Raw genomic sequence first — 25,586 nt, forward strand, 5'->3', positions numbered from 1 at the left:
TCGGTCATTGCACTCCTTCACTTGAGGCAAAAAGCGCCTCTAGTTCAGGGGTGCGGGTGCCCTCCTGTTCTGAACGAGCCGCTTGCGCTTTTCTTTGTCCAGCTCCACCTCCTAGCCCTTCATGTCTAAGAACCTTCCGCACGAGAAGACAAAAAGCGTCTTCTGTACGAAAGAACCTTAGCCAACAGGGCTAAACAGTCGGTTCCGCTTTTCTTTTGCAAAAATAAACAGGAAACAACATGAAAATAACGAATATACTATATACTAAGTTAAAGGTTGTATAGTATATGGTGATCGGGTGATGACATATGATTTATGTGGAAAAAGTCATTATTGTAGAAGGTAAATCGGATAGAAGAAAGATTGAATCTATTATTCGTGAACCAGTGGAAATTGTTTGTACAAATGGTACAATTGGTTTGTCGAAAATGGATGAGCTCATTGATCAATTTTTTGATAAGGACGTATATGTGCTAGTGGATGCTGATGATGCAGGAGAAAAGTTAAGGAAACAATTCCGAAAAGAATTTCCGCAAGCAGAGCATATTTATATTGATCGCTCGTATCGCGAGGTGGCGACTGCACCTTCTTCACATTTAGCAAATGTATTATGGGGAGCAGACATTGACGTTTATACAGAATATTTACGGTAAGGAATGATAGAAGTGATTGATTGGACAGGTGCCGAAGCTACAGCCCTAATAGGAAATGAAGAAAAAACAGTGTTATATGTGTATACACCAATGTGTGGAACATGCCAATTGGCAAAGAAGATGTTAACGGTCGTTGAGATGACGATTGAAGATTTAAAAATTGGAATGTTAGATTTAAATTATGCCCCACATTTAGCGAAAGAGTATGGGATAGAAAGTGTACCGTGTTTACTTATTTTTGAAAATGGGACACTGATGAAGAAAATATATGCATTTCATTCGGTTGAATATTTATATACGGAATTAAAGTAGGCGGCAAAGTTTTTGCCGCCTCGACATATTTCTTGGGAAATATGTCGACATGCATGATAGATACAGTATTTGTCGAGCGAAAATAACAGGATTGCCCTTTAATAAGAGGGAATGGTATGTAATAGAAAGTGATATGAGGGATGTGGTTTAGGATGAAATTATATTCTTTGCTTCAATCATTTGTAAATTACGCTAATGGTCAATATCATTTAGAACCGCTTTTAAGGCAAGGAGAAAGAACTGTTAATTTTCGTTTTGGAGATGAATGCTGTTCGTTACAAATTTCAAGAGATTATATAGAACTTTTGAAAGAGGCGAGAGGAACGGAACAAATCGTTTGTTTAGAGGAAGAGGATGTACAAAAATTAGTGACTGGAAATATGAGGTTGCAAAAGTTAATGAGTGATGGACGGGTACAATATTCTGGAACGTATCGAACGATGTTATTAGTTGAATCGATGTTTCATATATGTAAACCGATGTCAGTCGGAGCTTAAAATTCTGAAGTTTCTTTTTTTACGAAAATTTCTGTTGACAGAGCGTGTGGATATTGATACAATTCAATTCATAAAATATAGACAATTTCATAAATTTTAAATCAGACGAAAATTTAATCTGATTTCTCTTATTAAGAGAGGTGGAGGGACTGTGCCCTGTGAAGCCCGGCAACCGTCAACTTATGTTGAAATGGTGCCAATTCCTGCAAAGCAAATGCTTTGAGAGATGAGAGAGAGGGATAATGTTGTTATATACGCATATAAACCTTTCTGCTTCTCTAGAAGCGGAAAGGTTTTTTGTCGTTTGAATGCGGAGGACATTCAAATAATAAGAGGAGCTATAACGATGGACTACACGCATGAAAAATAAAAAAATGCGGAGTCTATCCAAAGTTTTATGAAATCCAGCTCCAGCGGCTAGAACAGTCGGTCGTTTCATCCCTTCCTATGAGGCAAAAAGCGCCTCTACGTCTGGGATTCCAACGCCCTCTTGTTCTAAACGAGCCGCTTACGCTTTTTAAACAAAAAAGGGGTGAACATCATGATTTTATTAGAAAATGTAAAGAAAATATATAAGGCAAAAAGCGGTGATGTCACTGCTGTAGATAACGCCAACTTACAAATAGAGAAAGGCGAAATATTTGGTGTTATCGGATATAGTGGCGCTGGGAAAAGTTCTTTAATTAGATTGTTTAATCAGTTAGAGAAACCAACTTCTGGTCAAATTACAATCGCAAATCGTGTGATTTCAGCAATTACAGGAAGTGAACTTCGTAAGGCAAGACAAGAAATCGGAATGATTTTTCAGCACTTCAACTTACTTTGGTCACGAACTGTACGCGAAAATATCGAATTCCCACTTGAAATTTCGGGTGTGGATAAGGCGAAGAGAAGAAAACGTGTTGATGAGTTAATTCATCTCGTTGGATTAGAAGGAAAAGGAGACGCATATCCATCTCAGTTAAGTGGTGGACAAAAGCAGCGCGTTGGGATTGCAAGAGCGTTAGCAAATAATCCACAAGTACTTTTATGTGATGAAGCAACGTCAGCTCTTGATCCGGAAACGACAGATCAAATTTTAGATTTATTGTTAGATATTAATAAGCGTCTCGGCTTAACAATTGTATTGATTACGCATGAGATGCACGTTATTCGCAAAATTTGTAATCGAGTTGCTGTAATGGAGAAAGGGAAAATCGTAGAAACGGGTCCAGTACTTGACGTATTCCGTAATCCACAGCAAGACATTACAAAACGATTTGTACAGCAGTTAACTGATTCTGAAGATACGAATGAAACGATTGAAAGTTTAATAGAAAAGTACCCAGATGGAAAAGTAATTCGTTTGCAGTTTGTCGGTGAAGCGGTAGAAAGACCGGTACTTCAAAGGTTAATGCAGCGCGGTGATATAGAAGTTAGCATTTTGCAAGGAAATATCGCGCAAACGAATAACGGCTCTTATGGAAGTTTAGTCGTTCATTTAAATGGTGAAGAAACAGCGATCCAGCAAGCAATAGAAGGGATTCATCAAGATCAAGTAGAGCTGGAGGTGATTGCACATGGATAAGTTAATCGCAAATATTGATTGGAATCAAATGTTAGAAGCAACTGGTGAAACGTTATATATGACGGCAATCGCAGCGCTTGCCACATTTGTTTTAGGACTTATTTTAGGATTATTACTCTTTATGACAGCGAAAGATAATTTATGGGAAAATAAAGCGATTAATACGGTGATTGGAGCGTTCGTAAACATTTTCCGTTCTATACCGTTCATCATTTTAATTATTTTATTAATCCCGTTCACAAAGATTCTTCTTGGAACAATACTCGGAGCGAGTGCAGCGCTGCCAGCTTTAATTATTGGTGCAGCACCGTTTTACGCGAGAATGGTTGAAATCGCGCTTCGTGAAATTGATAAAGGTGTAATTGAAGCTTCAAAAGCGATGGGAGCAAAAACAAGCACAATTATTTTGAAGGTGTTAATTCCAGAATCGTTACCAGCGTTAGTATCTGGTATTACGGTTACGACTATTGCTTTAGTAGGCTATACAGCAATGGCAGGTGTTGTTGGTGCTGGTGGTCTTGGAACACTTGCTTACTTAGAGGGATTCCAGCGTGGAAATAACGATGTAACAATCGTTGCGACAATTTGTGTATTACTCGTTGTATTTTTAATTCAGTGGATTGGTGATAGTTTAACGACTCGAATAGATAAAAGATAATGAAAACAGGGGGATATTTCAAATGAAAAAATTATTACTTACAGCACTTATTTCAACTTCAATTTTTGGGTTAGCTGCTTGTGGCGGGAAAGATAAAGATGAAAAGAAACTTGTTGTTGGTGCTTCTAACGTACCGCACGCTGAAATTTTAGAAAAGGCAAAACCGTTACTTGAGAAAAAAGGAATTGAGTTAGAAATTAAAAAATTCCAAGACTACGTGTTACCGAATAAATCGTTAGCAGATAAAGAATTAGATGCAAACTACTTTCAGCACATTCCGTATTTAGAAAAAGAGATCAAAGATAAGAAATATGATTTTGAAATAGCAGGAAAAATTCATTTAGAACCGATTGGTGTGTATTCTCAAAAATATAAGAGCTTAAAAGAACTTCCAAACGGGGCGACAATTATTATGAGTAATTCTGTTACTGATCATGGTCGTGGTTTAGCAATTTTACAAAAAGAAGGCATTTTAAAAATTAAAGACGGAGTAGAGCCAGTTAAAGCAACTCCAAAAGATATTGCGGATAATCCGAAAAACTTAAAGTTCAAAACAGATATCGAGCCTGGGTTATTGCCACAAGTGTATAACAATAAAGAAGGCGATGCGGTTCTAATTAATTCTAACTATGCAATTGATGCGAAATTAAACCCAGAAAAAGACGCGATTGCAATTGAAGGAAATGATTCTCCATACGCAAACGTAGTAGCTGTTCGTAAAGGCGATAAAGATAAAAAAGAGATTAAAGCTCTTATAGAAGTACTGCATTCTAAAGAAATTGAAGACTTTATTACTAAAGAATATAAAGGGGCAGTTGTTCCTGTAAAAGAATAATTGCGGAAAAAGGGCTGGTGTATGCCGGTCCTTTTTTTACTACATAACTATAGGGGAGAAGGGGACATCATATGAAAAAGATTCTATTGTCAGTTGTTACAGCACTGTCTGTATTTACATTAGCTGCTTGCGGGGGAAAAGATGAGAATAAGCTTGTCGTTGGCGCTTCTAATATACCGCACGCTGTTATTTTAGAAAAGGCACAGCCAATATTAGAGAAAAAGGGCATTAAGTTAGAGGTAAAAAAATTCCAGGATTATGTTTTACCAAATAAGGCATTAGCTGATAAAGAAATCGATGCAAATTATTTTCAACATATCCCTTATTTAGATAAAGAGATTCAAGAAAAAGGATACAAAATTGTAAATGCAGGAAAAATTCATTTAGAGCCAATGGGCATTTATTCTAAGAAATATAAAAGCTTAAAAGAACTTCCAGATGGCGGAACAGTTATTATGAGTAATAACGTAGCGGAGCGTGGCCGTATGCTCGCATTGTTACAAAAAGGCGGCGCTATTAAATTAAAAGACGGTGTAGATGTTGTTAAAGCAACAGTAAAAGATGTTGTAGAAAATCCGAAAAATTTAAAGTTTAAAACAGATGTAGAACCTGGACTTTCACCGAAGCTGTACGAAAACAATGAAGGTGATGCTTTATTTATTAATTCAAACTACGCAATTGATGCGAAATTAAATCCAACAAAGGATGCAATTGCAATTGAAGGATCAGACTCTCCTTATGCAAATATTATCGCAGTTCGTAAAGGTGACGAGAAGAAAAAAGAAATTAAAGAGTTAGTAGATGTATTGCATTCAAAAGAAATTCAAGACTTTATCAATAAAGAATATAAAGGTGCTGTACTTCCAGTAAATGAATAAGTGCAGGAAAGGATTGGGAAATTCCCAGTCCTTTTTTCTTTATATATATAAGAAGAAAAGTGTATCATATAAGGATGCAAGGGAAATACTTATATACATTTGTGAAAAAATTGTTACTTTTTTTCGTCGTTTGCGATATCATTTTATTTGCTATAAGATTAGAATGAGAATAAAATGAGAATATGAACGTTTTAGGAATTTTTAAAATGTATATAGAGGATTAATGGAGGTATTGAGATGGCTGGTTCTACATTAACGGTTAAAGACTTACACGTATCAATCGACGGTAAAGAAATTTTAAAAGGTGTAAACCTTGAAGTAAAAGGTGGAGAAATCCACGCAATTATGGGACCTAACGGAACAGGTAAATCAACTTTATCTTCTGCGATTATGGGTCACCCAAAGTATGAAGTAACAGAAGGTAGCATCATCATCGACGGTGAAGATGTATTAGAAATGGAAGTAGACGAGCGCGCACTAGCAGGTCTATTCTTAGCAATGCAATATCCAAGTGAAATTAGCGGAGTAACAAACGCTGACTTCTTACGTTCTGCAATTAATGCACGTCGTGAAGAAGGCGAAGAAATTTCTCTTATGAAATTTATCCGTACATTAGATAAAAACATGGAATTCCTAGAAATGGATCCAGAAATGGCACAACGTTACTTAAACGAAGGTTTCTCTGGCGGTGAGAAAAAACGTAATGAGATTCTTCAATTAATGATGATCGAGCCAAAAATTGCAATCTTAGATGAAATCGACTCAGGTCTTGATATCGATGCATTAAAAGTTGTATCTAAAGGTATTAACCAAATGCGCGGCGAAGAGTTCGGCTGCCTAATGATTACGCATTACCAACGTTTATTAAACTACATCACTCCAGACTTCGTTCACGTTATGATGAACGGTCGTATCGTTAAATCTGGTGGCCCTGAGCTTGCTCAACGTCTAGAAGCTGAAGGTTACGACTGGATTAAAAAAGAATTAGGTATTGAAGACGAAACAGCAGAGCAAGAAGCGTAAGAGAGGAGCATAAACATGACAATCGGTACATTACCTTTCGATCAAGAAACAATCCGTCAGCGCGCAAGCGAAGTAAACGAAGCTGCTTGGTTGACTGAGTTCCGCTTACAAGCTCTTGCACAAGCAACTGAACTTCCAATGCCAACGCCTGATAAAACGAAAATTGAAAAATGGGACTTTATCGGAAAAGGCGACGCTGCTAAGCAAGAGCCTGTAAGTTCTTTAACAGAGCTTCCAGAAGCAGTGAAAAACTTAATCGATGAAAATAACAGCGTATTAGTACAACGTACTGGTACAACTGCTTTCGTTTCTTTAGCAGACGAAGCGAAAGAAAAAGGTGTTATTTTTACAGACATCGTAACAGCTGCAACAGAGCATGCTGAACTAGTACAAAAGTACTTAATGAAAGACGGCGTGAAAGTAGACGAGCATCGTCTAACTGCACTTCATGCTGCATTAATCAACGGCGGTGCATTCGTATATGTTCCGAAAAACGTTGTTCTTGAAACTCCACTTCAAGCTGTATTCTTAGTAGACGGCGAAGAAGCTAACGTATATAACCATGTATTATTCGTAGCTGATGCGAACAGTACTGCAACATATGTAGAAAACTACGTTGCAAATGAAAATGCTAAAGGTATTGCAAATATCGTAGCAGAAGTAATCGTGGAACAAGGCGCACAAGTGAAATTCGGTGCGGTTGATCTATTAGCAAAAGACGTAACAACTTACGTTAACCGCCGCGGCATTGTTGGACGCGACGGCCGTATTGATTGGGCTCTAGGCCTTATGAATGACGGAAATACAATCTCAGAGAACGTTACGAACTTAATGGGCGACGGATCATTTGCTGATACAAAAACAGTAACAATTGGCCGTGGTAACCAAACACAAAACTTTACAACTAAAGTTGTTCACTTCGGTAAACACTCTGAAGGTTGGATTTTAAAACACGGAGTACAAAAAGATAGTGCAACATCTATCTTTAATGGAATTGGTAAGATTGAACATGGTGCATCTAAATCAAATGCACAACAATCTTCTCGCGTTCTTATGTTAGATGAGAAAGCTCGCGGTGATGCAAACCCAATTCTTTTAATCGATGAAGATGATGTAATGGCAGGTCACGCAGCTTCAGTAGGCCGCGTAGATCCATACCAATTATACTACTTGATGAGCCGTGGGATTCCAAAACGCGAAGCAGAACGTTTAGTCATCCATGGATTCTTAGCACCTGTAGTAAATGAGCTTCCAATTGAAGGAGTAAAGGCACAGCTTGTTGAGGTAATTGAAAGGAAAGTTCGCTAATGAATATTCATGAAATACGCAAACAGTTTCCAATTCTTGATCAAAAAGTGAACGGCAAACAACTTGTTTATTTCGATAGTGCAGCAACTTCTCAAAAACCAATTCAAGTCATTGAAACGTTAGAACGTTATTATAAAGAATATAATTCTAACGTGCATCGCGGTGTTCATACGCTCGGTACGAAAGCTACCGACGCGTATGAAGGTGCACGTGAGAAAGTTCGCAAGTTTATTAATGCGAAATCAATGGAAGAGATTATTTTCACGCGCGGAACGACAACTGCATTAAATACAGTAGCAGCTAGCTATGGTCTTGATAATGTAAAAGAAGGCGATGAAATCGTCATCTCTTACATGGAGCACCATAGTAACATCATTCCGTGGCAACAAGTTGCGAAGAAAACTGGTGCAACTTTAAAATACCTTCCGCTTCAACTAGACGGTACAATTTCTTTAGAAGATGTTCGTCAAACAGTTACACCGAATACAAAAATCGTTTCTATCATGCACGTTTCTAACGTACTTGGAACGATTAACCCTGTAAAAGAAATCGGAGCAATCGCACATGAAAACGGTGCAATCATGATCGTTGATGGAGCACAAAGTGCACCTCATATGAAAGTGGATGTACAAGATTTAAACTGTGATTTCTACGCATTATCTGCTCATAAGATGTGCGGACCAACAGGTGTCGGCGTATTATATGGTAAGAAAGAATTGCTAAACAATATGGAACCAATTGAATTTGGTGGTGAAATGATTGATTTCGTAGACTTACAAGAGTCTACTTGGAAAGAGCTTCCGTGGAAGTTCGAAGCAGGTACACCGATTATCGGTAATGCAATCGGACTTGGTGCGGCAATTGATTTCCTAGAAGAAATCGGTCTTCATAATATTGAAAAGCATGAACATGAATTAGCGCAATACGCTTTAGAGAGACTATCAGAAGTAGATGGCGTTACAATTTATGGTCCAAAGCATCGCGCTGGTCTAGTTACATTTAATATTGAAGACGTACATCCTCACGATGTAGCAACTGTATTAGATGTAGAAGGCATTGCGGTTCGCGCAGGACATCACTGTGCACAACCACTTATGAAGTGGCTAAAAGCTTCTTCTACAGCACGTGCGAGCTTCTATTTATATAATACAAAAGAAGAAATTGATACATTTGTTGAATCGCTAATCAAGACAAAGGAGTATTTCACAAATGTCATTTAATAATTTAGATACGTTATATCGTCAAGTTATTATGGATCATTATAAAAATCCTCGTAACCATGGCGTGTTAGAAGATAGTGTTACCGTTAACTTGAACAATCCAACTTGTGGCGATCGTATTCAACTTACGATGAAAGTAGAAGAGGGTATTGTACAAGAAGCGAAGTTTGAAGGCGAAGGATGTTCAATTTCAATGTCTTCAGCTTCAATGATGACACAAGCAGTAAAAGGAAAGAAAATCGAAGAGGCTCTTAAGCTTTCTAAAATTTTCTCTGACATGATGCTAGGAAAAGAGTATGATGACAGCATTGATTTAGGAGATATTGAAGCATTACAAGGCGTATGCAAGTTCCCGGCACGTATTAAATGTGCAACATTAGCGTGGAAAGCGTTAGAAAAGGGCTTAAACGAAGATAAGTAATGTTAAAGGTTCCTAAAAACGAGGTTATATAAGGAGGGACACACCAACATGGCGAAGCAACTGCCAGATATCGGCGATTATAAATATGGTTTCAAGGATAAAGACGTTTCGATTTTCCGTGCTGGACGCGGTTTAACAAAAGAAATCGTTGAAGAGATTTCACGTATGAAAGAAGAACCACAGTGGATGTTAGACTTCCGTTTAAAATCACTGGATAAGTTCTATGAAATGCCAATGCCACAATGGGGCGGCGACTTAAACGACTTAGATTTCGATGAAATTACGTACTACGTAAAACCATCTGAGAAATCTGAGAAGTCTTGGGATGAAGTACCTGAGGAAATTAAAGCGACATTTGATAAATTAGGTATTCCTGAAGCTGAGCAAAAATATTTAGCTGGTGTATCTGCACAGTACGAATCTGAAGTTGTATACCACAACATGAAAGAAGACCTAGAAGATCTAGGAGTCGTCTTCAAAGATACAGATAGCGCATTAAAAGAGAACGAAGATATTTTCCGTGAGCATTTCGGAAAAGTAATCCCACCAACAGACAACAAATTCTCTGCATTAAACTCTGCAGTTTGGTCTGGTGGATCATTCATCTACGTTCCAAAAGGTATTAAAGTTGATACACCACTTCAAGCGTATTTCCGTATTAACTCTGAAAATATGGGACAATTCGAGCGTACGCTTATCATCGTAGACGAAGGCGCACACGTACACTACGTAGAAGGTTGTACAGCACCTGTTTACACTACTAACTCACTTCATAGTGCGGTAGTAGAAATCATCATTAAAAAAGATGCATATTGCCGTTATACAACAATCCAAAACTGGGCGAACAACGTATACAACCTAGTTACAAAACGTGCGGTTTGTGAAGAAAACGCAACGATGGAATGGATTGACGGTAACATCGGATCTAAATTAACGATGAAATACCCAGCAGTTATCTTAAAAGGCGAAGGCGCTCGTGGTTTAACATTATCTATCGCGATTGCTGGTAAAGGCCAACACCAAGATGCTGGTGCGAAAATGATTCACTTAGCACCAAACACGTCTTCAACAATCGTTTCTAAATCGATTGCGAAGCATGGTGGTAAAGTAACTTACCGTGGTATCGTACAATTCGGACCAAAAGCGAAAAACTCTCGCTCTAACATCGAGTGTGACACGTTAATCATGGATAACCAATCTACATCTGATACAATTCCTTACAACGAAATCAAAAACGATTACGTTTCACTTGAGCACGAAGCGAAAGTATCTAAAGTATCAGAAGAACAATTATTCTACCTAATGAGCCGCGGTATTTCTGAGCAAGAAGCTACAGAAATGATCGTAATGGGCTTCATCGAGCCATTCACTCGCGAACTTCCAATGGAATACGCAGTTGAAATGAACCGCCTAATCAAGTTTGAGATGGAAGGTTCTATTGGCTAAATAGAAATGCGGAGCCGACTGTCCAGACCCGTTGGCTAAGGTTCTTTCGTACAGAAGATGCTTTTTATCTTCTGGTGCGGAAGGTTCTTAGACATGAGGGTCTAGGAGGCGAAGCTGGACAATATATGAAAGTGGAAGCGGCTCGTTCAGAATGTGAGGGGGATGGAGCTTCTGACGTAGAGGCGCTTTTTGCCTCATAGGAAGAAGTGAAGCCACCGAACATTCTAGCCGCTGGAACTGGATAATATATGTATGAAGAAAGCGCCCTGCATAGCAGGGCGCTTTTTTATGTTGTATATTCGGGTTCGGCTGTAAGATACCCGTGTGGGTGTTCGGTAAAATATATCAGCGATTATTCAAATATATCGACCACAACTCGGAATATATCGGCGATTATTTCAATATATCAGCGGTTCGACAAGGAATATCGATTTGTCGACAAAATAAGACAAAAGAAATCCCAAACATACCCCCGCAACATTTTATACGAAAAGAGAACGACCAGAGGTAAGACAAAGATACTGACAAATCCGCCGCATTGCTCGCTAAACCTCTCGAAAAATTCCCGCCCAAAACTAATCAACACACTAGAAAAAGTAATATAAAGTTTTCCATATTAAAAGGGCAATCTTTGGCTTTTTCTTATAATGCGAGTACAATGTAGAATAGCAAGAAAAGACGAAAAGTATTTACAGGATTATTGCGTACGTATAGCGTAAATGGCAGTAAGGAACTGAGAGGAGGTTTTTTCTCTGAATATAAATAAAGAAATAATCATCCACCTTTATCATACAAACGATATACATAGTCATTTTGAAAATTGGCCGCAAATTTCTCGGTTTGTACGAGGGGAGAAAAAGCGAAGACAGGAAGCGGGAGAGACTGTTTTAACTGTGGATATTGGCGATCATGTGGATCGTTTTCATAGTATTTCGGAAGCGACAAATGGACTTGGGAATACAAAATTATTAAATGAGGCGTTATATGATTATGTAACGATCGGAAATAATGAAGGAATTACGTTAGCGAAAGAGCATTTGAATCGTCTATATGATGATGCTGGGTTTGAGGTGCTTGTAGCGAATTTATTTGAAAAAGAAGGTGTACGTCCGGCGTGGGCGCAGCCTTATAAATTACATACAACGACAGATGGGATTACGATTGCCTTTATTGGATTAACGGTAGCTTATCCAGAGTTTTATCATATGTTAGACTGGCATATTGAAGATCCAATCATCCATTTAGAGTCTATTTTAGAAGAAGTTAAGGATACAGCTCATATTACTGTTGTGCTTTCTCATCTTGGAAAAAGTATGGATGAGTATATGGCGGAGCATTATGATATAGATGTTATTTTAGGGGCACATACGCATCATTTATTTGAGCGCGGTGTTCTTGTGGATAATACTTTGCTTTGCTGTTGTGAAAAGTGGGGACATTACGTTGGTCATGTTCAGCTTACTGTGGATAAAGAGACGAAGAGACTGTTGAAAAAAGACGGTAGAGCGATTAAGACAGAACGGTTAGGTGCTTATAGCGAGCCGTTATCCACAATTGAAATGCTAAAGGAAGAAAGTAAGCAGATAATGGCTGAGCCTGTCGTTCATTTAAAAGAATCATTGCCGGTTGATTGGTTTAAGGAGACGACGTTTTCTCATATGTTGGCAAGTGCACTTAAAGAGTGGTGTAATGCGGATGTTGGGATGGTGAATGCTGGTGTACTTCTTGAGGGATTAAATGAAGGTGTTGTGACGCGCGGAGATATTCATGGGATTTGTCCACATCCCATTAATCCATGTCTATTAAAAGTACCAGGGAAAACGTTAAGAGAAGTTATTTTGAAAGCGCGCCGCCCGAATATGGAGAATCTTGAGGTGAAAGGATTCGGATTTCGTGGAAAAGTAATGGGGAAAATGATTTACGATGGTTTGGAAGTGATTCCAGATACGATTCCAGGGAATAAAATTTTACTAGAAGATGTATTGATTAACGGCGAATCGCTGGAATTAGACCGGATATATACGGTAGGAACGATTGATATGTTTACATTCGGATACTTATACCCAGAGCTATCCACACTTTCTGACAAACAATATTATATGCCGGAATTGCTTAGAGATGTACTAACAGACATGTTGATAACTTATACATCTTCAGTCAAACTATAGGCTAGTTAACTTGTAACACTCATTTTTCTCTTGTCATAAAGATAAGAAAGAGAGGAGTGTGAACTATGGTTAATGTAGAGCCAATTATAATTGATAACTATACGTTCATTGCTGTTAGCGTAAAACTTCCAAAGACAAATTTGCTAGCTGTAATGAGCGATAAAGGATATATTATGTGCGGTGCTTTAGATGTAGGTCTTCTAAATGAGAAGTTAGGTGATCGAGGAATTATTGCTGGCCGTGCGGTTGGTGTAAGAACGATTGAACAACTTCTTGAAGCACCGCTGGAATCAGTAACGACTGGAGCAGAAGCTTTAGGTATTCCGGTAGGCACAATCGGAAAAGATGCACTATTAAAAATGAGATAAGCATATATCGTCCCTCTTTCTTGCATAGAAATAATATAAGAAGGAGGGTTTTCTTATGGGCATATTTCGTTCGAAAAATTCGCGGTTTCGAAGGGGACCGATTTCCTTTCGGTATATACTGCTTATTTCATTTATTATTTTTATCGTAATGGTAGTTCAAGGTTTATGGATTGTAAATAAAAGTATTCAGCCAACGTTAATTAAGTATGGGGAAACAGAGACTCATAAAATGGCAACAGCAGTTATGACGAAAGCGGTAAAAGACCGAATTAATGAAGGGTTTGATGTAGATTCATTAATGAAAGTGCAAACGGATAGGAACGGGAAAGTATCTACAATTGATTTAAATACAAAACAAGTAAATGAAATATTAACATCGACTACTGCATACATAGAAAAATATTTACAACAAGTAGAAAAAGGGGATACGAAAGCACTTGGTATTTTTGAAGAGAATGGGGTATCTATGTCAGTTCCTTTTGGGCGCATAACTGATAATGCGCTTCTTGGTAATATAGGACCAGATATTCCGATTAATTTTACGCCAATTGGTCATGTGAATACGGATATTAAACAATTAGTTGAGCCGCAAGGAATTAATAATACGGCGATCAAAATTATTATGGAAGTGGAAGTGACGTTACAAGTTATGATTCCGTTACGCACGAAAGAAATTAAGGTGAAGCAAAACATTCCGATTGCGACGCGCATCGTTCAAGGTGAAGTGCCTACTTATTACGGAAGTGGCGGAGTTACTGTACCAGATAAAAAGAAAACGGATAATTAGTCAGTAGTGTTCTATTGATTTATATTTATAAAAATAACCGTAGCAATTTGCTACGGTTATCGTTTTGTATTTGCTCGTTCTTTTCGTTCCCAAAGGCTTAAATGCATGTATGGATCGAAAGCCCATTCTGTATAGCCATTGTCTTTATACATGCCGAAATGTAAGTGGGGCGGGAATTTTCCAGCTGTACCAGGAGGACCGTAGCCGGTACTACCGACAAATCCGATTACTTTTCCTGGTTCGACAATTTGTCCGAGCTGTATTTCTTTAGAGAACCCGCCTAAATGAGCGTAATAGTGGTAATTATTATGAAGGTCACGAATACCAATGCGCCATCCACCAAGACGATTCCATCCTTTTGTTTCAATAACGCCATAGCAAGTTGATCGTACTGGTACGCCATATCCAGCAAAAATATCGGTTCCTTCATGAATCCTCCTGCCGCCAAAGCTTCTACCAGCACCGAAAGTACTACGATAGCTATGGTCACTGCGAATCGGGAGAGGGAAAGCATTACCTTCTAAATTAATGCGTCCATAATGTTTATAAATTCGGGCGTATTCTGTAATTAATTCAACTGTTTTTGCACGTCTATAATATTCCCAAAGCATAATGTTAATACGGTCTTCCGACGTTCCTTGTTTCTTTAAAATAGTTGCTGCTGTATGCAGAAGATCACGGTCGTTATTTGCATTTGCAAATCCATCTTTGTCACCATCTAAACCCATTCCGCCAAATAGAGAAATTGTATGGGGGAGAGTATCATTACTATTAACAGGCCCAGCCCATATTTCAGGTTTGAAATAAAGGGAAATGATGGCATCTGGTTTTTTCGGAATATCTTTTCTTACGCTCCGTATGTTTCTTTCGTATTGATCCATTGCGGCTAAGTAATACCACGGAATACCGGAAGATTGCTCAGTTTCTTTATATAGTGCCATGCGCTTTTCATATATGCTTTGCTGATTATCTTCACCGTAAGCGATGTTTTGGTGGAGAAGAAAGCAAATCGAAAGCAAAAGAGAAATTTTTCGAAGCATGAAATAGACTCCTTTCACAACATCACTCTTTTTAGTGTGGGATATACGGAGTATTTCATTATAGGGAACGATTGGAAAAAATCTTAGAATCTTCATTTGAGCAAATCGCTTTCATACGTTAGAATAGATATGTTACATTGAAAGAAGCGAACACGGTAAACTATTTCATATTGTGCGGAGTTGATAACCATGACAAAACAAACAGAGTATAAGCGCAAGCCCGAATGGTTGAAAATTAAGTTAAACACGAATGAAAACTATACAGGCTTAAAGAAAATGATGCGTTCTAAGAATCTTCATACAGTTTGTGAAGAGGCGAAATGTCCGAATATTCATGAATGCTGGGCTGTAAGGAAAACAGCAACATTTATGATCTTAGGTGCGGTTTGTACACGTGCTTGTCGTTTTTGTGCGGTTAAAACAGGCTTACCAACTGAGCTTGATTTACAAGAACCAGAACGCGTAGCAGATTCTGTAGTACAAATGGGCTTAAAGCACGTTGTTATAACAGCGGTTGCACGTGATGATTTAAAGGACGGCGGAGCAGCTGTTTTTGCTGAAACAGTACGCGCTGTACGTCGTGAGAATCCATTCACGTCTATCGAAGTATTACCATCTGATATGGGTGGGGTAGAAGAAAACTTAAAAATGTTAATGGATGCAAAACCAGATATTTTGAACCATAACATTGAAACAGTACGTCGATTATCTAACCGAGTTCGCGCTAGAGCAAAATATGACCGTTCATTAGAGTTTTTACGTCGAGCAAAAGAAATGCAGCCTGATATTCCAACTAAATCGAGCATTATGCTGGGCTTAGGTGAAACGAGAGAAGATTTAATTGAAGCAATGGATGACTTACGTGCAAACAATGTGGATATTTTAACTCTTGGACAATACCTACAACCATCTAAGAAGCATTTACCAGTTATTAAATATTACCCACCAGCAGAATTTGCAGAGCTTAAAGAAATTGCACTTAGCAAAGGATTTAGCCACTGTGAAGCTGGCCCACTTGTACGTTCTTCTTATCATGCGGACGAGCAAGTACGTTCTGCAAAAGAAAAAGTAGCAGAAGCGAAATAATGAAAAAAGAGAGCTAATCATTAGCTCTCTTTTTTCTTATACTCTAAAACTTTATTTTGACATGTGGATAAAATCTTTTTTAATTCCTCTGTGGATAATTCAATTGTAAATTCAGGTACACCAGGTGTAATTAAAATTTTATCGTAAGTATAAATTGAACTGTCCACAATAATCGTTACATCTTGTGAATAACCGAAAGGAGCTACACATCCTGGCGTGCAACCAGTCTCTTCTCTTAGCTCATTAGGAGAACAGAGAGATAAGCTCTCTCCTGTTATTTCCTTCATCTCTCCTCGGTTGAGGCGAGTGCCTTCTAACGTAAAGAATACGTAATGCTCCCCGGATTTTGATTTTAAAAATAAGCTTTTACTTGGAGTGCCTTGCAAACCAAGTCTTTCACGAACGATACGATCTGTTTCATAGTCAAGTACTGGTTCGTGTTCAAATTTTTCATAAGAAGCATTTGTTTTATGTAGTAAAGAAAGTACGTCTTCGTACATATTGAATGATACCCCTCTCTATTGTTAATACAGTCTCTTCTCGTGGCGTCAACTGAGTGTTTTGGAAAGGGATACTATTTGGACGATGCTTCCCATAATCGTTTTATGAAACTTTGTTCATCGATTGTAATTTCGTAAACATCAGGATTCGTTAAAGTTCTCCATTCACTAAAGCCGATCGTACGATCAAAGTGCTTTAAAATGAGCGTAAGTAAGTTTCCATGTGTAACGAGTAGTGTTATAGTATGGTTTAACTTTAAAACGTCTTGGATAAGCGATATAGCACGGTCCGTTGCTTGTTTTGTTGACTCTCCGCCTGAAAAGGCAATATCTATGTTTGTAAAAGTAGATTCTAGTTTTTGCATCCAATCATCCATCGGAACGTTGCTTAATATACGTTCAGCTAATCGTTCATCCTCTTCGATAGATAGGTTAGCTTTGAGCGCATAGGGCCGAATGGAATCGATAGCTCGGACAAATGGGCTCGAAATAATATGATCTATTTGTAGCTGATTTTCTAAGAGGAATGCAGCAAGGGTGTTAGCTTGATCTTTTCCGGCAAACGTTAATTCGGCATCACGTTTTTGTCCAGTTGCGGAACAATGTCGTATTACAATAATTTTCTTCATAATTCATCCCCATCTTTCAAGTTGACGCTATATACTTCGACAAATGTGGAAATAATTCCTTTTTATTGGAAACGGAATAGTGATCTAAGTATGTGGAAAAGTAATGTGGATAATGAAAATTTGAGGTGCAATTATGAAAAAAATGATATGCATTGTATTCAGTATTTGTTTTCTCGCGCAATTGTCCACAACATATGCACAATCAAATCAAAAATTAGACTATCCAAGCAATCGAAATAAATCGTTTGTGAATGAAAATCTATTTTATGAACAGTTAGATAAGAAGGTCTATAAGGAATACAAAAATGCTTCGTATAGTGTTCGAAAGAAAATTTTATGGAAAGAAGTACAAGATGCAGAATTTACCTTCCGACAAAAAACAGCTGTCGGCTGTCGTAGTAGAGTGGTGATTCAGGATTCGTTTGTTCATCCAGATCGCCAAGTTTATTTTTTTGGTTCCTTTTCTCAAGATGAAGTAGATGAGTTTCATAAGTACATCGTTATAGATGCAGAAACAAAGAGGGAGCTGCGAGGGGGGAAAAGTTATCATCACTACGAAAATCCATATAAAAAATAACCCACCAACTGGTGGGTTATTTTTTACTCTGGCACACTTACTAATTTCTCTTTCATTTTACGAATAAGAATGAAACCACCAATCGCGAAGAGAAGAGTAATTCCTTCTGCTACAAAGATGTTAATCATTTTTGTTTGGTAAAGTGCTGCGAAAAAGTCTACAAGTGCGTGGAATAGTATAGCGTATACGAGGAAGATGTATTTCTTTTGTTTTACCGCGTATACGACAAGCATTGTGAAGGCAATTTGCAGAACGAGTGCCATAATTCTTTCTAAGCTACCAAGTAAGTATAAGTAGGCAGGTTGCTGAATTAACATGTCCTGTAAACGACTGAGCTCAGGCATTTTTTCAACCATTTGAGCGAAACTTCCGTTGTTAATGGAATTAGCAAAGATTAATGCTTGTAGGGCAGAGAATCCGCCAACTAAAATGGATTCAATCCCGCCATGACCAATTCCATAAGCGAAGCCATCTTTATATTCTAGATATTTTTTTAGTAGGAAGAAGAAGGCAACGAAGCGTCCTAATTCTTCAAAAATACCAGCAGTTAGTCCGCCATAAATTGCAAAGACATACGGATTTTCTAAAAATGGAGCGATTGCTGGATTACCACGCATAAATAGGTGGAACGGTGTTTCGAGAATTTGGGTAAATCCAATAAAGATAAGAACACCAACGCCGACCAATTTCCAATTAATATTATATTTTTTACGGAAATAAACGAGTACAATAATTGGGACCAGAACCGAAACAACGAGTTGAAATATGATGCTGGCAATTACAGTATTTGAAACCATACTTTCACCGCTTTCTAATATATGTACATATCTATTATGCATGAAATATGGGAGAGATGAAACTTTTAGAGATAAATGAATTTACTTATTGACTCTAACGTTGCGTCATACTTTATCGTATGTATTAAGGGGGAGATACGCATGACAATGAGGGTAAAAGAAGTAGCTAATTTAGTTGGGATTAGTGTGCGCACACTGCATCATTACGATGAAATTGGGTTGTTAACCCCAGATGAGACGACAGAGTCTGGATATCGTCTGTATTCCAATGGAAATTTAGAAACGTTGCAGCAAATTTTGTTTTTTAAAGAGCTAGGCTTCCCTTTGAAGAAGATTAAAGAAATTATCAAGAGTCCGTCATTTGACCACAAAGAAGCACTACAGCTTCATAAGAAAATGCTTCTTGAAAAGCGAGCTAGGTTGGATAAAGTGATAGCGACGATTGATAAAACAATTAAGCATACAAAAGGAGACATTGAGATGACAAATAAAGAGAAATTTGAAGGATTTGATTTTAGTCATAACCCGTACGAAGAAGAAGCACGTGAACGATGGGGAGATGAGGCTGTAGATAAAGCGAATAAAACAGCGAAGGGTATGTCTACAGAGAAACAGGAGGAGTTTAATACTATTTACAGAAATCTAGCGACACTTCGAAATGGAGCACCGGATTCTAAAGAGGCACAAGAAGCAATCGGGGTATGGTACGATTACTTGCAAAACTTCGGTGAATATTCATTAGAGGCATTTAAGGGACTAGGTCAAATGTATGTTGCTGATGAGCGCTTTACGAAAAATATTGATAAGTTTGGCGTGGGATTAGCGCAGTTTATGTGTGATGCGATGGAGGTTTATGCAAACCGTAAGAAATAGTAAAAAGGTGGAGGTTTTCTCCACCTTTTTATTTTTTTATCATATCATTTAAAGTTTGATCCCCCGTATTGTTCAAATGAGGATTATCGCTCATTTCACGTTTTAACATATCAAGACTTTGTTCATATTCTTTATCGTTTAAGCTACCAGATTGAAGACCTTGAATTTGAGAAATCAACTTTTGGTTTGTTGATACATATGCTTTATAATAGCGAGGGACGATGGACAAAGCAGTTTTATATACTTGATCTGTTACGAGTTTCGGATCCGTTGTGTTTGCACGGTATACAACGAACACTTCGTCGTCGGTAACGAGTGTAGCGGCATTGGTGACGTCAGGAAGTTTGACTGTCATGCTCGTAATCATTTCGGCGACTTTCTCACGGTTAATGGCTCCTACTTGTTTGTTAGATACTTCATGTTTTTGTTTAGATGAATAGCCCACCCTTGTGAGCCGTGTATTTGTATTTTCCGTATGATACATGTCGTTTTTGTTGGAAACAAGAACACGACTTCCTTCTTCACGCTCCATTTCGGCTTTATTAGTTGATTGGCAGCCTGCAAATAAGGAAAGAGTGAGAAGAGAGAGTATAATTTGTTTTTTCACGATGTAGCACCTCCTTCTCCATAGCATGCACTAATTTTCAATTTTTTGTATTTGAAATTGTTGGTTGTTATGCTTTGTGATACGATAAAAAGAAGAATTCTTAGAGAGGAAGTTCATAATGGAGCAAAAGCAAGAGATTCATACTACGGTGAGCGTTAATAATGTTCAGTACGAAGTGATTAAAAACTTTCGTGACGGTTTTAGTGAAGAAGCACTTAAAGAGCGCTATGCAGAAATTTTAAATAAATATGATTATATCGTTGGAGACTGGGGTTATGAGCAACTTAGATTGCGCGGATTCTTTGATGATAGTAATCAACGTTCGACATATGATACGAAAATTAGTACTTTATCAGAGTATTTATACGAGTACTGTAACTTCGGTTGTGCACACTTTGTATTACGAAAAGTGAAGAAATGAAAAAATCCTCTTACGATTGTAAGAGGATTTTTTCATAGCAATTATACCAATTATGAGGAGGCTGTTTACTTGCAAAGTAAACAGCACCTCGACAAATATAATTATTTTTTTCATATAAGCTTAATGAAACGGGATTACCTGTAAAGCAATCTAGGCGTATTCCTTTGTAGCCCATCTGTCTTGCTTCGCTTTCCCAAAAGGATAAAAGTACTTTACTATATCCTTTGCCTTGCGCGAGCGGATGGATGACAAAAGAGTGGACGATAAGAAAGCGTCCGTCTATTTCTGACCAGTCAATTAGTTTGTATTCTGGAGACTCTGCTTCGTTTAAGACAACAGCACCGACAAGTACTTGATCTTGGAATAGACAATACAATTCGGCCTGTTCTAGATGATAGGAAATGTGTTCTCGCGTCGGATAAGAATCATCCCATTGGTAAATTTGGTTCTGTAAGAGTAATTCTTTGCATGCTGTATACATTACATCTAAGTCATTCAATAAATCAATCGTACCTTTTTTCACCTTTAACATGCGAGTCCTCCTTACAAACAAATTGAAATGTAATCACCTTCAGAAAGAGTTTTGTTTGGTTTTATTTGTTGTCCGTTCAATTGGATATGCCCATTTTTAATTTTATCCACAATGAGTGCACGGCTCCAATCTGAAATATATGTGGATAACACTTTATCAATCCGGTGGGAACCGAAAACTATGTCTAATACGATCGTTATTTCGGCTATACCACTTTCTTTGTATTGTCTAATGGAAATGGTAGTACTTGTTTCCGTTTGTTCTTGCTGAGTCATCTCGACAGTTTCGACGTGATCAGTAAATGATTTATAAATATGAAGTTTTTGATTCCACGTATGATCTTTCGGACATTTATAAATTGCAAATCGGTATATGTTCTTTCCGTTTGCGTTATGCCTGCGAATGTTCGTGTCGGTAAAAAGGGTAGTACGCCTGCAATTTTTACAATATTTTTCGATTGTTGCTAGTTCGTTTTCATATAAACTCCAAGAAAGTTGTACTTTCTGCATTTTCCTTCACCTCTTATATTAGTGGCAAAGGAACGTAATACAGCTATTTGGATGTCTTGTAGTATGAAGACATAAGAAGTAGACAAAAATAAAAAGAGGTTCCCCCAAGAGGAACCTCCGTAAACATCATACTACAGATGCGTTACGTTCCTTCGTAATGGGAATGGGCAGACTACTCCCTTGAAAAAGCACGGTGCTTTTTTGAGAGTAATGCTATCCAATTGCTGATCCATTACAAAGTAAATGTTGGCATACGCAGATAACGTCCTTTCTATCCAAATAGATTTGTTCATAAGTATAACACGTAAGATTGAAAATTCAAAATATTAATTGTAAAAAAGCACCAGCTAACATAGCTGGTGCTCCAGATAAATTATATAAGTTCAAATAAAAATGAGCGTAATTCTTCTGCATTTTCTTCAGACATCGAAAATGCATGCTCTAAGTAGCCTTGTTCGTTTAAATCGTCAGGACCGATGATAGCAAATTTGTTGCTTTGCATATCAAGGACTATCGTTTTACCGTAATGACGATCGGAGTATAAAAGCGCTAAATCATGACGCTCATTTTCCCCCAAAAAGCTAACGAAACGAGTTTTTGTAGCGACTGTATCGTCGTACAGAAAGAAACGTTCTTCCATACACATGGCTCCTTTATTAAATATCTAAGTTTAAGTGTGGTTTATGATCTAAATGGTGATGCGTTTTAATGAATCGTACCGTTCTTGTTTTGTAACGCATAACGATAGAATATGTTTCAGCTAAATCTCCGCCAAGGAATTTCACGCCGTCTAATAATTCACCAGCAGATACACCTGTTGCTGAGAAGATTGCGTCATCACCAGCTACTAAGTCATCTAACATAAGAAGTTGACGAGGATCTTCTAATCCCATTTCACGACAACGAGCTTCTTCTTCTTCGTTCATTGGAACTAAGCGAGCTTGCATTTCACCTTCAAGGCATTTTAATGCTGCTGCAGAAATAACGCCTTCTGGAGCTCCGCCTACACCTACGAATAAGTCGATACCCGTTCCAGGTAAAGCTGTAGCGATTGATGCACCAACATCTCCATCACCAAATAGTTTTACGCGTGCACCTTTTGCACGAACACGGTCAATAATATCTTGATGACGTTCACGTTCTTGGATGATAACCGTTAGGTCACGAATTTTTTTATTGTTTGCTTCTGCTACAATTTCAATTGTTTTTTCAATTGGATCATCTAAGCTAATTTTACCAGCTGCTTTTGGACCAACCGCGATTTTTTCCATGTACATATCCGGAGCATGAAGAAGGTTTCCTTTATCTGCGATTGCGATAACTGCCATTGCATTTGCAAGGCCTTTCGCAACGATGTTTGTACCTTCTAATGGGTCAACAGCGATATCTACTTCTGGACCGTTACCTGTTCCTAGTTCTTCACCAATATACAACATCGGTGCTTCATCAAGTTCTCCTTCACCGATTACAACTGTACCTGCCATGTTTACTGAATCGAACATATCACGCATAGCTGTAGTTGCTGCATCATCTGCTTCATTTTTCTTTCCGCGGCCCATCCACTGTGCGGATGCTAAGGCTGCTGCTTCTGTTACACGGACAATTTCTAGTGCGAGTTCACGTTCCAAGGTTGCATTCCTCCAATTTCAAAAATCATACAAATATAACTATAACAAATAACGAGGAAAAGGTGAATTCGAAAAATTGTCGATTTTTTCAGAAGAAAGCGTTACAATTAAAATGTAAATGCTTTAATTTCCAGGTAGGTGACATTCATGTACTTCGTAGACAGAAAAAAAATAGAACAAATGCTAGTATGTTTAGAACGAGCAACAAATACATTTCAAGAGAAAAAGACATATGAAACCGAGTTTGAATTTTACGCATTAGAGCGCATGGCGCATCTTATTATCGATTGTATATTAGATGTAGGGAATGCGATGATTGATGGATTTATTATGCGCGATCCAGGAAGTTACGAAGATATTATTGATATTTTAATGGACGAGAGAGTTATAAGTGGAGAAGAGGGAGCGCATATTAAAGAAATTATTCTTCTTCGAAAAATGCTTACGCAAGATTATATTCAAATGAATCATGATGAATTATATAAGACGATTCAAAAACATATCGCCGTGGTAGAGAAATACCCAGCGAATATTCACAGTTATTTAGAAAAGGAATTAGGACCTGTATCTGCATTTGTACCAGAATAATTGTGCTTATAAGATCCCCGGGAATTCCTTTGGGGATCTTATATTGTATAGGAGAAAGAAAAGGGAGAAGGGTGAGCTATGGGGGAAGCACGTACTACGAGAGAAGAGATTGTACAATTACTGAAGATAAAAGGAGAGCATACTGTAGCAGAATTAGCCGAAGCTTTAGAAATTACAGAGATGGCGATTCGTCGACATTTAAGTAAACTAGAAAATGATGAGCTAATCTATTCAAAGATGGTAAGACAGCATGTCGGACGACCAACATATTTGTATGGATTAAGTCAAAAGGGAGAAGATACATTCCCGAAAGAATATAAGCAATTTGCTATTGATATGCTAGAAGATTTGGCTCGAATGGGCGATGAAAAAATGTTGCGTCACGTCTTGCAAGCGAGAACGAAACGAATGGAAGAACAGTTGCAAAAGAGGATAAGTAATCAAAGCAATTTAGCGTATAAAGTTCAAGAAGTAGCTGCTATGCAAGAGAGAAACGGTTATATGGTTCAAATAAAGCGAGATGGGGAGCATTCTTTCATATTTGAAAAGCAAAACTGTCCGTTAAAGGAAATTGCAGAGAGATTCCCGCAAGTGTGTGAAGATGAAAAAGATATGTATAAGCGGTTATTTGCAGATGCAAATGTGAAGACGTTAGCAAACATGTGCGTGGGCGATTGTAATTGTTCGTACCAAATAAAAGAGAAAAAATGAACGTTATGGGACGCTTTAAGGTAAAGCGTTTTTTTCTTTTGAAAAAGGGGTTAATATAAGAGTGGTATGATAGATATGAACGTTAGCATAGAAGGAGAGACAAACAGATGTATAAAGGCTATTTAATTGACTTAGACGGTACAATGTATCGCGGTGAAGAGCAAATTGAAGAAGCAAGCGACTTCGTAAAAGCGTTAGGAGAGCGCGGTATTCCATATTTATTCGTTACAAATAACTCAACTCGTAAACCAGAACAAGTTGCAGAAAAGCTTGTTCGTTTCGATATTCCAGCGAAAGCGGAGCAAATATTCACAACGAGTATGGCTACAGCGAACTTTATTTATGAGCGCAAACAAGATGCAACTGTATATATGATTGGTGAAGAGGGATTACACGCTGCTCTTGTGGAAAAAGGATTTGAAATTGTGGATGAAAATCCTGATTTCGTCGTTGTTGGTTTAGATCGTGATATCACATATGAAAAATTAGCGAAAGCGTGCCTTGCTGTGCGTAACGGTGCAACGTTTATTTCAACAAATGGGGATATTGCAATTCCAACTGAGCGCGGATTATTACCAGGTAACGGTTCATTAACATCAGTTGTTGCAGTATCAACAGGTGTGGACCCAATCTTTATTGGTAAACCAGAATCAATCATTATGGAACAAGCGTTAAAAGTGCTTGGCATAGGAAAAGAAGAAGCTTTAATGGTTGGGGATAACTACGATACAGATATTTTAGCGGGGATAAATGCTAGTATGCATACCCTTCTTGTCCACACTGGAGTAACAACTGTGGACAAGTTAACAGAATATGAAGTACAACCGACGCAAGTTGTGCACAACTTGACGGAGTGGATTGAGAAGATGTAATGAAAGGCAGGTAACCGGAAGAGGTTGCCTGTTTTTTTATGCACAATTGCATATGTACTATAGGGATTTAAAATG

31 protein-coding genes and 1 riboswitch are annotated in these 25,586 nt (G+C 38.0%); of the genes, 22 read left to right on the plus strand and 9 right to left on the minus strand.

Going from position 1 to position 25,586, the window contains the following annotated elements:
• Positions 1-308: 308 nt before the first annotated feature.
• From ABH955_RS22335 to yunB, 15 genes are all read left to right on the plus strand, one after another.
• A complete protein-coding gene (locus ABH955_RS22335; RefSeq protein WP_000640865.1) occupies positions 309-653 on the plus strand; it encodes a toprim domain-containing protein in 345 nt (114 codons plus the stop codon).
• A gap of 3 nt (positions 654-656) precedes the next feature.
• Positions 657-965: a thioredoxin family protein gene (locus ABH955_RS22340; protein WP_002015940.1), complete on the plus strand. Its 309-nt coding sequence runs from the start codon at positions 657-659 to the stop codon at positions 963-965.
• Positions 966-1,117: 152 nt separating this feature from the next.
• Positions 1,118-1,462, plus strand: coding sequence for a hypothetical protein (locus tag ABH955_RS22345; protein WP_002015939.1), 345 nt, complete (start codon positions 1,118-1,120; stop codon positions 1,460-1,462).
• 125 nt (positions 1,463-1,587) lie between these two features.
• A riboswitch (SAM riboswitch) is annotated at positions 1,588-1,695 on the plus strand.
• Positions 1,696-2,003: 308 nt separating this feature from the next.
• The gene (locus ABH955_RS22350) at positions 2,004-3,029 is read left to right on the plus strand and encodes a methionine ABC transporter ATP-binding protein (RefSeq protein WP_002089382.1); all 1,026 of its coding nucleotides are present in this window, start codon (positions 2,004-2,006) and stop codon (positions 3,027-3,029) included.
• A complete protein-coding gene (locus ABH955_RS22355) occupies positions 3,022-3,687 on the plus strand; it encodes a methionine ABC transporter permease (protein WP_002129754.1) in 666 nt (221 codons plus the stop codon). Before ABH955_RS22350 ends, ABH955_RS22355 begins: the two co-directional genes overlap by 8 nt.
• Before the next feature lie 22 nt (positions 3,688-3,709).
• Positions 3,710-4,522, plus strand: coding sequence for a methionine ABC transporter substrate-binding lipoprotein MetQ (gene metQ / locus ABH955_RS22360; RefSeq protein ID WP_002015935.1), 813 nt, complete (start codon positions 3,710-3,712; stop codon positions 4,520-4,522).
• Positions 4,523-4,593: 71 nt separating this feature from the next.
• Positions 4,594-5,400, plus strand: coding sequence for a methionine ABC transporter substrate-binding lipoprotein MetQ (metQ, locus tag ABH955_RS22365; protein ID WP_113938385.1), 807 nt, complete (start codon positions 4,594-4,596; stop codon positions 5,398-5,400).
• A 237-nt stretch (positions 5,401-5,637) separates the two neighbouring features.
• Positions 5,638-6,423: a Fe-S cluster assembly ATPase SufC gene (gene sufC, locus ABH955_RS22370; protein WP_002015933.1), complete on the plus strand. Its 786-nt coding sequence runs from the start codon at positions 5,638-5,640 to the stop codon at positions 6,421-6,423.
• Positions 6,424-6,438: 15 nt separating this feature from the next.
• On the plus strand, positions 6,439-7,731 hold the full coding sequence (gene sufD / locus ABH955_RS22375; protein WP_002015931.1) for a Fe-S cluster assembly protein SufD: 1,293 nt from the start codon (positions 6,439-6,441) through the stop codon (positions 7,729-7,731).
• Positions 7,731-8,951 (plus strand): cysteine desulfurase SufS, encoded by a 1,221-nt coding sequence (gene sufS, locus ABH955_RS22380; RefSeq protein ID WP_002015930.1) that lies wholly within the window; start codon positions 7,731-7,733, stop codon positions 8,949-8,951. Before sufD ends, sufS begins: the two co-directional genes overlap by 1 nt.
• A complete protein-coding gene (sufU, locus tag ABH955_RS22385; RefSeq protein ID WP_002089369.1) occupies positions 8,941-9,372 on the plus strand; it encodes a Fe-S cluster assembly sulfur transfer protein SufU in 432 nt (143 codons plus the stop codon). Before sufS ends, sufU begins: the two co-directional genes overlap by 11 nt.
• 48 nt (positions 9,373-9,420) lie before the next feature.
• The gene (gene sufB, locus ABH955_RS22390) at positions 9,421-10,818 is read left to right on the plus strand and encodes a Fe-S cluster assembly protein SufB (RefSeq protein WP_002015928.1); all 1,398 of its coding nucleotides are present in this window, start codon (positions 9,421-9,423) and stop codon (positions 10,816-10,818) included.
• Between the two features lie 776 nt (positions 10,819-11,594).
• A complete protein-coding gene (locus ABH955_RS22395; protein WP_404491700.1) occupies positions 11,595-12,986 on the plus strand; it encodes a bifunctional metallophosphatase/5'-nucleotidase in 1,392 nt (463 codons plus the stop codon).
• A 65-nt stretch (positions 12,987-13,051) separates the two neighbouring features.
• Complete coding sequence (locus ABH955_RS22400) at positions 13,052-13,354, plus strand: YunC family protein (protein WP_002015926.1); 303 nt, start codon at positions 13,052-13,054, stop codon at positions 13,352-13,354.
• A 55-nt stretch (positions 13,355-13,409) separates the two neighbouring features.
• Positions 13,410-14,141 (plus strand): sporulation protein YunB, encoded by a 732-nt coding sequence (gene yunB / locus ABH955_RS22405; protein WP_219301041.1) that lies wholly within the window; start codon positions 13,410-13,412, stop codon positions 14,139-14,141.
• 56 nt (positions 14,142-14,197) lie between these two features.
• Here yunB and ABH955_RS22410 read toward each other — a convergent pair whose 3' ends face one another.
• The gene (locus ABH955_RS22410; protein WP_002034579.1) at positions 14,198-15,181 is read right to left on the minus strand and encodes a M23 family metallopeptidase; all 984 of its coding nucleotides are present in this window, start codon (positions 15,179-15,181) and stop codon (positions 14,198-14,200) included.
• A 189-nt stretch (positions 15,182-15,370) separates the two neighbouring features.
• Between ABH955_RS22410 and lipA the strand changes: the two genes are divergently transcribed.
• Complete coding sequence (gene lipA, locus ABH955_RS22415; protein WP_002015922.1) at positions 15,371-16,267, plus strand: lipoyl synthase; 897 nt, start codon at positions 15,371-15,373, stop codon at positions 16,265-16,267.
• 20 nt (positions 16,268-16,287) lie between these two features.
• Here the strand turns inward: lipA and ABH955_RS22420 are convergent, their stop codons facing one another.
• Both ABH955_RS22420 and ABH955_RS22425 read right to left on the minus strand, forming a co-directional pair.
• Entirely contained in the window at positions 16,288-16,767 is a 480-nt protein-coding gene (locus ABH955_RS22420) for a YbaK/EbsC family protein (protein ID WP_002034581.1), read from the minus strand.
• Between the two features lie 74 nt (positions 16,768-16,841).
• Positions 16,842-17,396 (minus strand): histidine phosphatase family protein, encoded by a 555-nt coding sequence (locus tag ABH955_RS22425; RefSeq protein ID WP_404491681.1) that lies wholly within the window; start codon positions 17,394-17,396, stop codon positions 16,842-16,844.
• A 133-nt stretch (positions 17,397-17,529) separates the two neighbouring features.
• On the opposite strand from ABH955_RS22425, the gene ABH955_RS22430 reads away from it, so the two are divergent.
• A complete protein-coding gene (locus ABH955_RS22430; protein WP_061690077.1) occupies positions 17,530-17,973 on the plus strand; it encodes a hypothetical protein in 444 nt (147 codons plus the stop codon).
• Positions 17,974-17,996: 23 nt separating this feature from the next.
• Here the strand turns inward: ABH955_RS22430 and ABH955_RS22435 are convergent, their stop codons facing one another.
• Positions 17,997-18,812 carry a YhfC family intramembrane metalloprotease gene (locus ABH955_RS22435; RefSeq protein ID WP_404491682.1) on the minus strand — a complete coding sequence of 272 codons (816 nt, stop codon included), beginning with the start codon at positions 18,810-18,812 and terminating at the stop codon, positions 17,997-17,999.
• A gap of 99 nt (positions 18,813-18,911) precedes the next feature.
• Between ABH955_RS22435 and ABH955_RS22440 the strand changes: the two genes are divergently transcribed.
• Complete coding sequence (locus ABH955_RS22440) at positions 18,912-19,643, plus strand: MerR family transcriptional regulator (protein ID WP_404441906.1); 732 nt, start codon at positions 18,912-18,914, stop codon at positions 19,641-19,643.
• 28 nt (positions 19,644-19,671) lie between these two features.
• On the opposite strand, the gene ABH955_RS22445 is transcribed toward ABH955_RS22440, so the two are convergent.
• Complete coding sequence (locus ABH955_RS22445) at positions 19,672-20,250, minus strand: YhcN/YlaJ family sporulation lipoprotein (RefSeq protein WP_002015915.1); 579 nt, start codon at positions 20,248-20,250, stop codon at positions 19,672-19,674.
• A 118-nt stretch (positions 20,251-20,368) separates the two neighbouring features.
• Between ABH955_RS22445 and ABH955_RS22450 the strand changes: the two genes are divergently transcribed.
• A complete protein-coding gene (locus ABH955_RS22450; protein ID WP_002015914.1) occupies positions 20,369-20,671 on the plus strand; it encodes a YutD family protein in 303 nt (100 codons plus the stop codon).
• 10 nt (positions 20,672-20,681) lie between these two features.
• On the opposite strand, the gene ABH955_RS22455 is transcribed toward ABH955_RS22450, so the two are convergent.
• From ABH955_RS22455 to glpX, 4 genes are all read right to left on the minus strand, one after another.
• Positions 20,682-21,203, minus strand: coding sequence for a GNAT family N-acetyltransferase (locus ABH955_RS22455; RefSeq protein WP_404441903.1), 522 nt, complete (start codon positions 21,201-21,203; stop codon positions 20,682-20,684).
• An 11-nt stretch (positions 21,204-21,214) separates the two neighbouring features.
• Positions 21,215-21,712: a S4 domain-containing protein gene (locus tag ABH955_RS22460; protein WP_404454445.1), complete on the minus strand. Its 498-nt coding sequence runs from the start codon at positions 21,710-21,712 to the stop codon at positions 21,215-21,217.
• Between the two features lie 373 nt (positions 21,713-22,085).
• Positions 22,086-22,352 carry a DUF3055 domain-containing protein gene (locus tag ABH955_RS22465; protein WP_002034592.1) on the minus strand — a complete coding sequence of 89 codons (267 nt, stop codon included), beginning with the start codon at positions 22,350-22,352 and terminating at the stop codon, positions 22,086-22,088.
• Positions 22,353-22,368: 16 nt separating this feature from the next.
• Positions 22,369-23,340 carry a class II fructose-bisphosphatase gene (gene glpX / locus ABH955_RS22470; protein ID WP_002068074.1) on the minus strand — a complete coding sequence of 324 codons (972 nt, stop codon included), beginning with the start codon at positions 23,338-23,340 and terminating at the stop codon, positions 22,369-22,371.
• Positions 23,341-23,487: 147 nt separating this feature from the next.
• Between glpX and ABH955_RS22475 the strand changes: the two genes are divergently transcribed.
• From ABH955_RS22475 to ABH955_RS22485, 3 genes are all read left to right on the plus strand, one after another.
• Positions 23,488-23,928: a DUF86 domain-containing protein gene (locus ABH955_RS22475; protein WP_002015910.1), complete on the plus strand. Its 441-nt coding sequence runs from the start codon at positions 23,488-23,490 to the stop codon at positions 23,926-23,928.
• Positions 23,929-24,006: 78 nt separating this feature from the next.
• Positions 24,007-24,639 carry a helix-turn-helix transcriptional regulator gene (locus ABH955_RS22480; protein WP_002139296.1) on the plus strand — a complete coding sequence of 211 codons (633 nt, stop codon included), beginning with the start codon at positions 24,007-24,009 and terminating at the stop codon, positions 24,637-24,639.
• Positions 24,640-24,746: 107 nt separating this feature from the next.
• Positions 24,747-25,511 carry a TIGR01457 family HAD-type hydrolase gene (locus ABH955_RS22485; protein WP_002034595.1) on the plus strand — a complete coding sequence of 255 codons (765 nt, stop codon included), beginning with the start codon at positions 24,747-24,749 and terminating at the stop codon, positions 25,509-25,511.
• The last annotated feature ends 75 nt before the right edge of the window (positions 25,512-25,586 follow it).

The organism is Bacillus sp. RC240, from assembly GCF_044907945.1.
GTDB classification, from domain to species: domain Bacteria; phylum Bacillota; class Bacilli; order Bacillales; family Bacillaceae_G; genus Bacillus_A; species Bacillus_A mycoides.

Excerpts from the sequence above, each read along its gene's own strand:
- yunB (WP_219301041.1), top strand. The coding sequence starts at position 13,410 with ATGGGCATATTTCGTTCGAAAAATTCGCGGTTTCGAAGGGGACCGATT.
- ABH955_RS22475 (WP_002015910.1), top strand. The coding sequence starts at position 23,488 with ATGTACTTCGTAGACAGAAAAAAAATAGAACAAATGCTAGTATGTTTA.
- ABH955_RS22435 (WP_404491682.1), bottom strand. The coding sequence starts at position 18,812 with ATGCATAATAGATATGTACATATATTAGAAAGCGGTGAAAGTATGGTT.
- ABH955_RS22420 (WP_002034581.1), bottom strand. The coding sequence starts at position 16,767 with ATGTACGAAGACGTACTTTCTTTACTACATAAAACAAATGCTTCTTAT.
- ABH955_RS22450 (WP_002015914.1), top strand. The coding sequence starts at position 20,369 with ATGGAGCAAAAGCAAGAGATTCATACTACGGTGAGCGTTAATAATGTT.
- ABH955_RS22425 (WP_404491681.1), bottom strand. The coding sequence starts at position 17,396 with ATGAAGAAAATTATTGTAATACGACATTGTTCCGCAACTGGACAAAAA.
- ABH955_RS22455 (WP_404441903.1), bottom strand. The coding sequence starts at position 21,203 with ATGTTAAAGGTGAAAAAAGGTACGATTGATTTATTGAATGACTTAGAT.
- ABH955_RS22350 (WP_002089382.1), top strand. The coding sequence starts at position 2,004 with ATGATTTTATTAGAAAATGTAAAGAAAATATATAAGGCAAAAAGCGGT.
- ABH955_RS22340 (WP_002015940.1), top strand. The coding sequence starts at position 657 with ATGATAGAAGTGATTGATTGGACAGGTGCCGAAGCTACAGCCCTAATA.
- ABH955_RS22335 (WP_000640865.1), top strand. The coding sequence starts at position 309 with ATGATTTATGTGGAAAAAGTCATTATTGTAGAAGGTAAATCGGATAGA.
- metQ (WP_002015935.1), top strand. The coding sequence starts at position 3,710 with ATGAAAAAATTATTACTTACAGCACTTATTTCAACTTCAATTTTTGGG.
- sufB (WP_002015928.1), top strand. The coding sequence starts at position 9,421 with ATGGCGAAGCAACTGCCAGATATCGGCGATTATAAATATGGTTTCAAG.
- ABH955_RS22440 (WP_404441906.1), top strand. The coding sequence starts at position 18,912 with ATGACAATGAGGGTAAAAGAAGTAGCTAATTTAGTTGGGATTAGTGTG.
- ABH955_RS22480 (WP_002139296.1), top strand. The coding sequence starts at position 24,007 with ATGGGGGAAGCACGTACTACGAGAGAAGAGATTGTACAATTACTGAAG.
- ABH955_RS22410 (WP_002034579.1), bottom strand. The coding sequence starts at position 15,181 with ATGCTTCGAAAAATTTCTCTTTTGCTTTCGATTTGCTTTCTTCTCCAC.
- lipA (WP_002015922.1), top strand. The coding sequence starts at position 15,371 with ATGACAAAACAAACAGAGTATAAGCGCAAGCCCGAATGGTTGAAAATT.
- metQ (WP_113938385.1), top strand. The coding sequence starts at position 4,594 with ATGAAAAAGATTCTATTGTCAGTTGTTACAGCACTGTCTGTATTTACA.
- ABH955_RS22430 (WP_061690077.1), top strand. The coding sequence starts at position 17,530 with ATGAAAAAAATGATATGCATTGTATTCAGTATTTGTTTTCTCGCGCAA.
- ABH955_RS22400 (WP_002015926.1), top strand. The coding sequence starts at position 13,052 with ATGGTTAATGTAGAGCCAATTATAATTGATAACTATACGTTCATTGCT.
- ABH955_RS22355 (WP_002129754.1), top strand. The coding sequence starts at position 3,022 with ATGGATAAGTTAATCGCAAATATTGATTGGAATCAAATGTTAGAAGCA.
- sufC (WP_002015933.1), top strand. The coding sequence starts at position 5,638 with ATGGCTGGTTCTACATTAACGGTTAAAGACTTACACGTATCAATCGAC.
- ABH955_RS22345 (WP_002015939.1), top strand. The coding sequence starts at position 1,118 with ATGAAATTATATTCTTTGCTTCAATCATTTGTAAATTACGCTAATGGT.
- sufD (WP_002015931.1), top strand. The coding sequence starts at position 6,439 with ATGACAATCGGTACATTACCTTTCGATCAAGAAACAATCCGTCAGCGC.
- sufU (WP_002089369.1), top strand. The coding sequence starts at position 8,941 with ATGTCATTTAATAATTTAGATACGTTATATCGTCAAGTTATTATGGAT.
- sufS (WP_002015930.1), top strand. The coding sequence starts at position 7,731 with ATGAATATTCATGAAATACGCAAACAGTTTCCAATTCTTGATCAAAAA.
- ABH955_RS22465 (WP_002034592.1), bottom strand. The coding sequence starts at position 22,352 with ATGGAAGAACGTTTCTTTCTGTACGACGATACAGTCGCTACAAAAACT.
- ABH955_RS22460 (WP_404454445.1), bottom strand. The coding sequence starts at position 21,712 with ATGCAGAAAGTACAACTTTCTTGGAGTTTATATGAAAACGAACTAGCA.
- ABH955_RS22485 (WP_002034595.1), top strand. The coding sequence starts at position 24,747 with ATGTATAAAGGCTATTTAATTGACTTAGACGGTACAATGTATCGCGGT.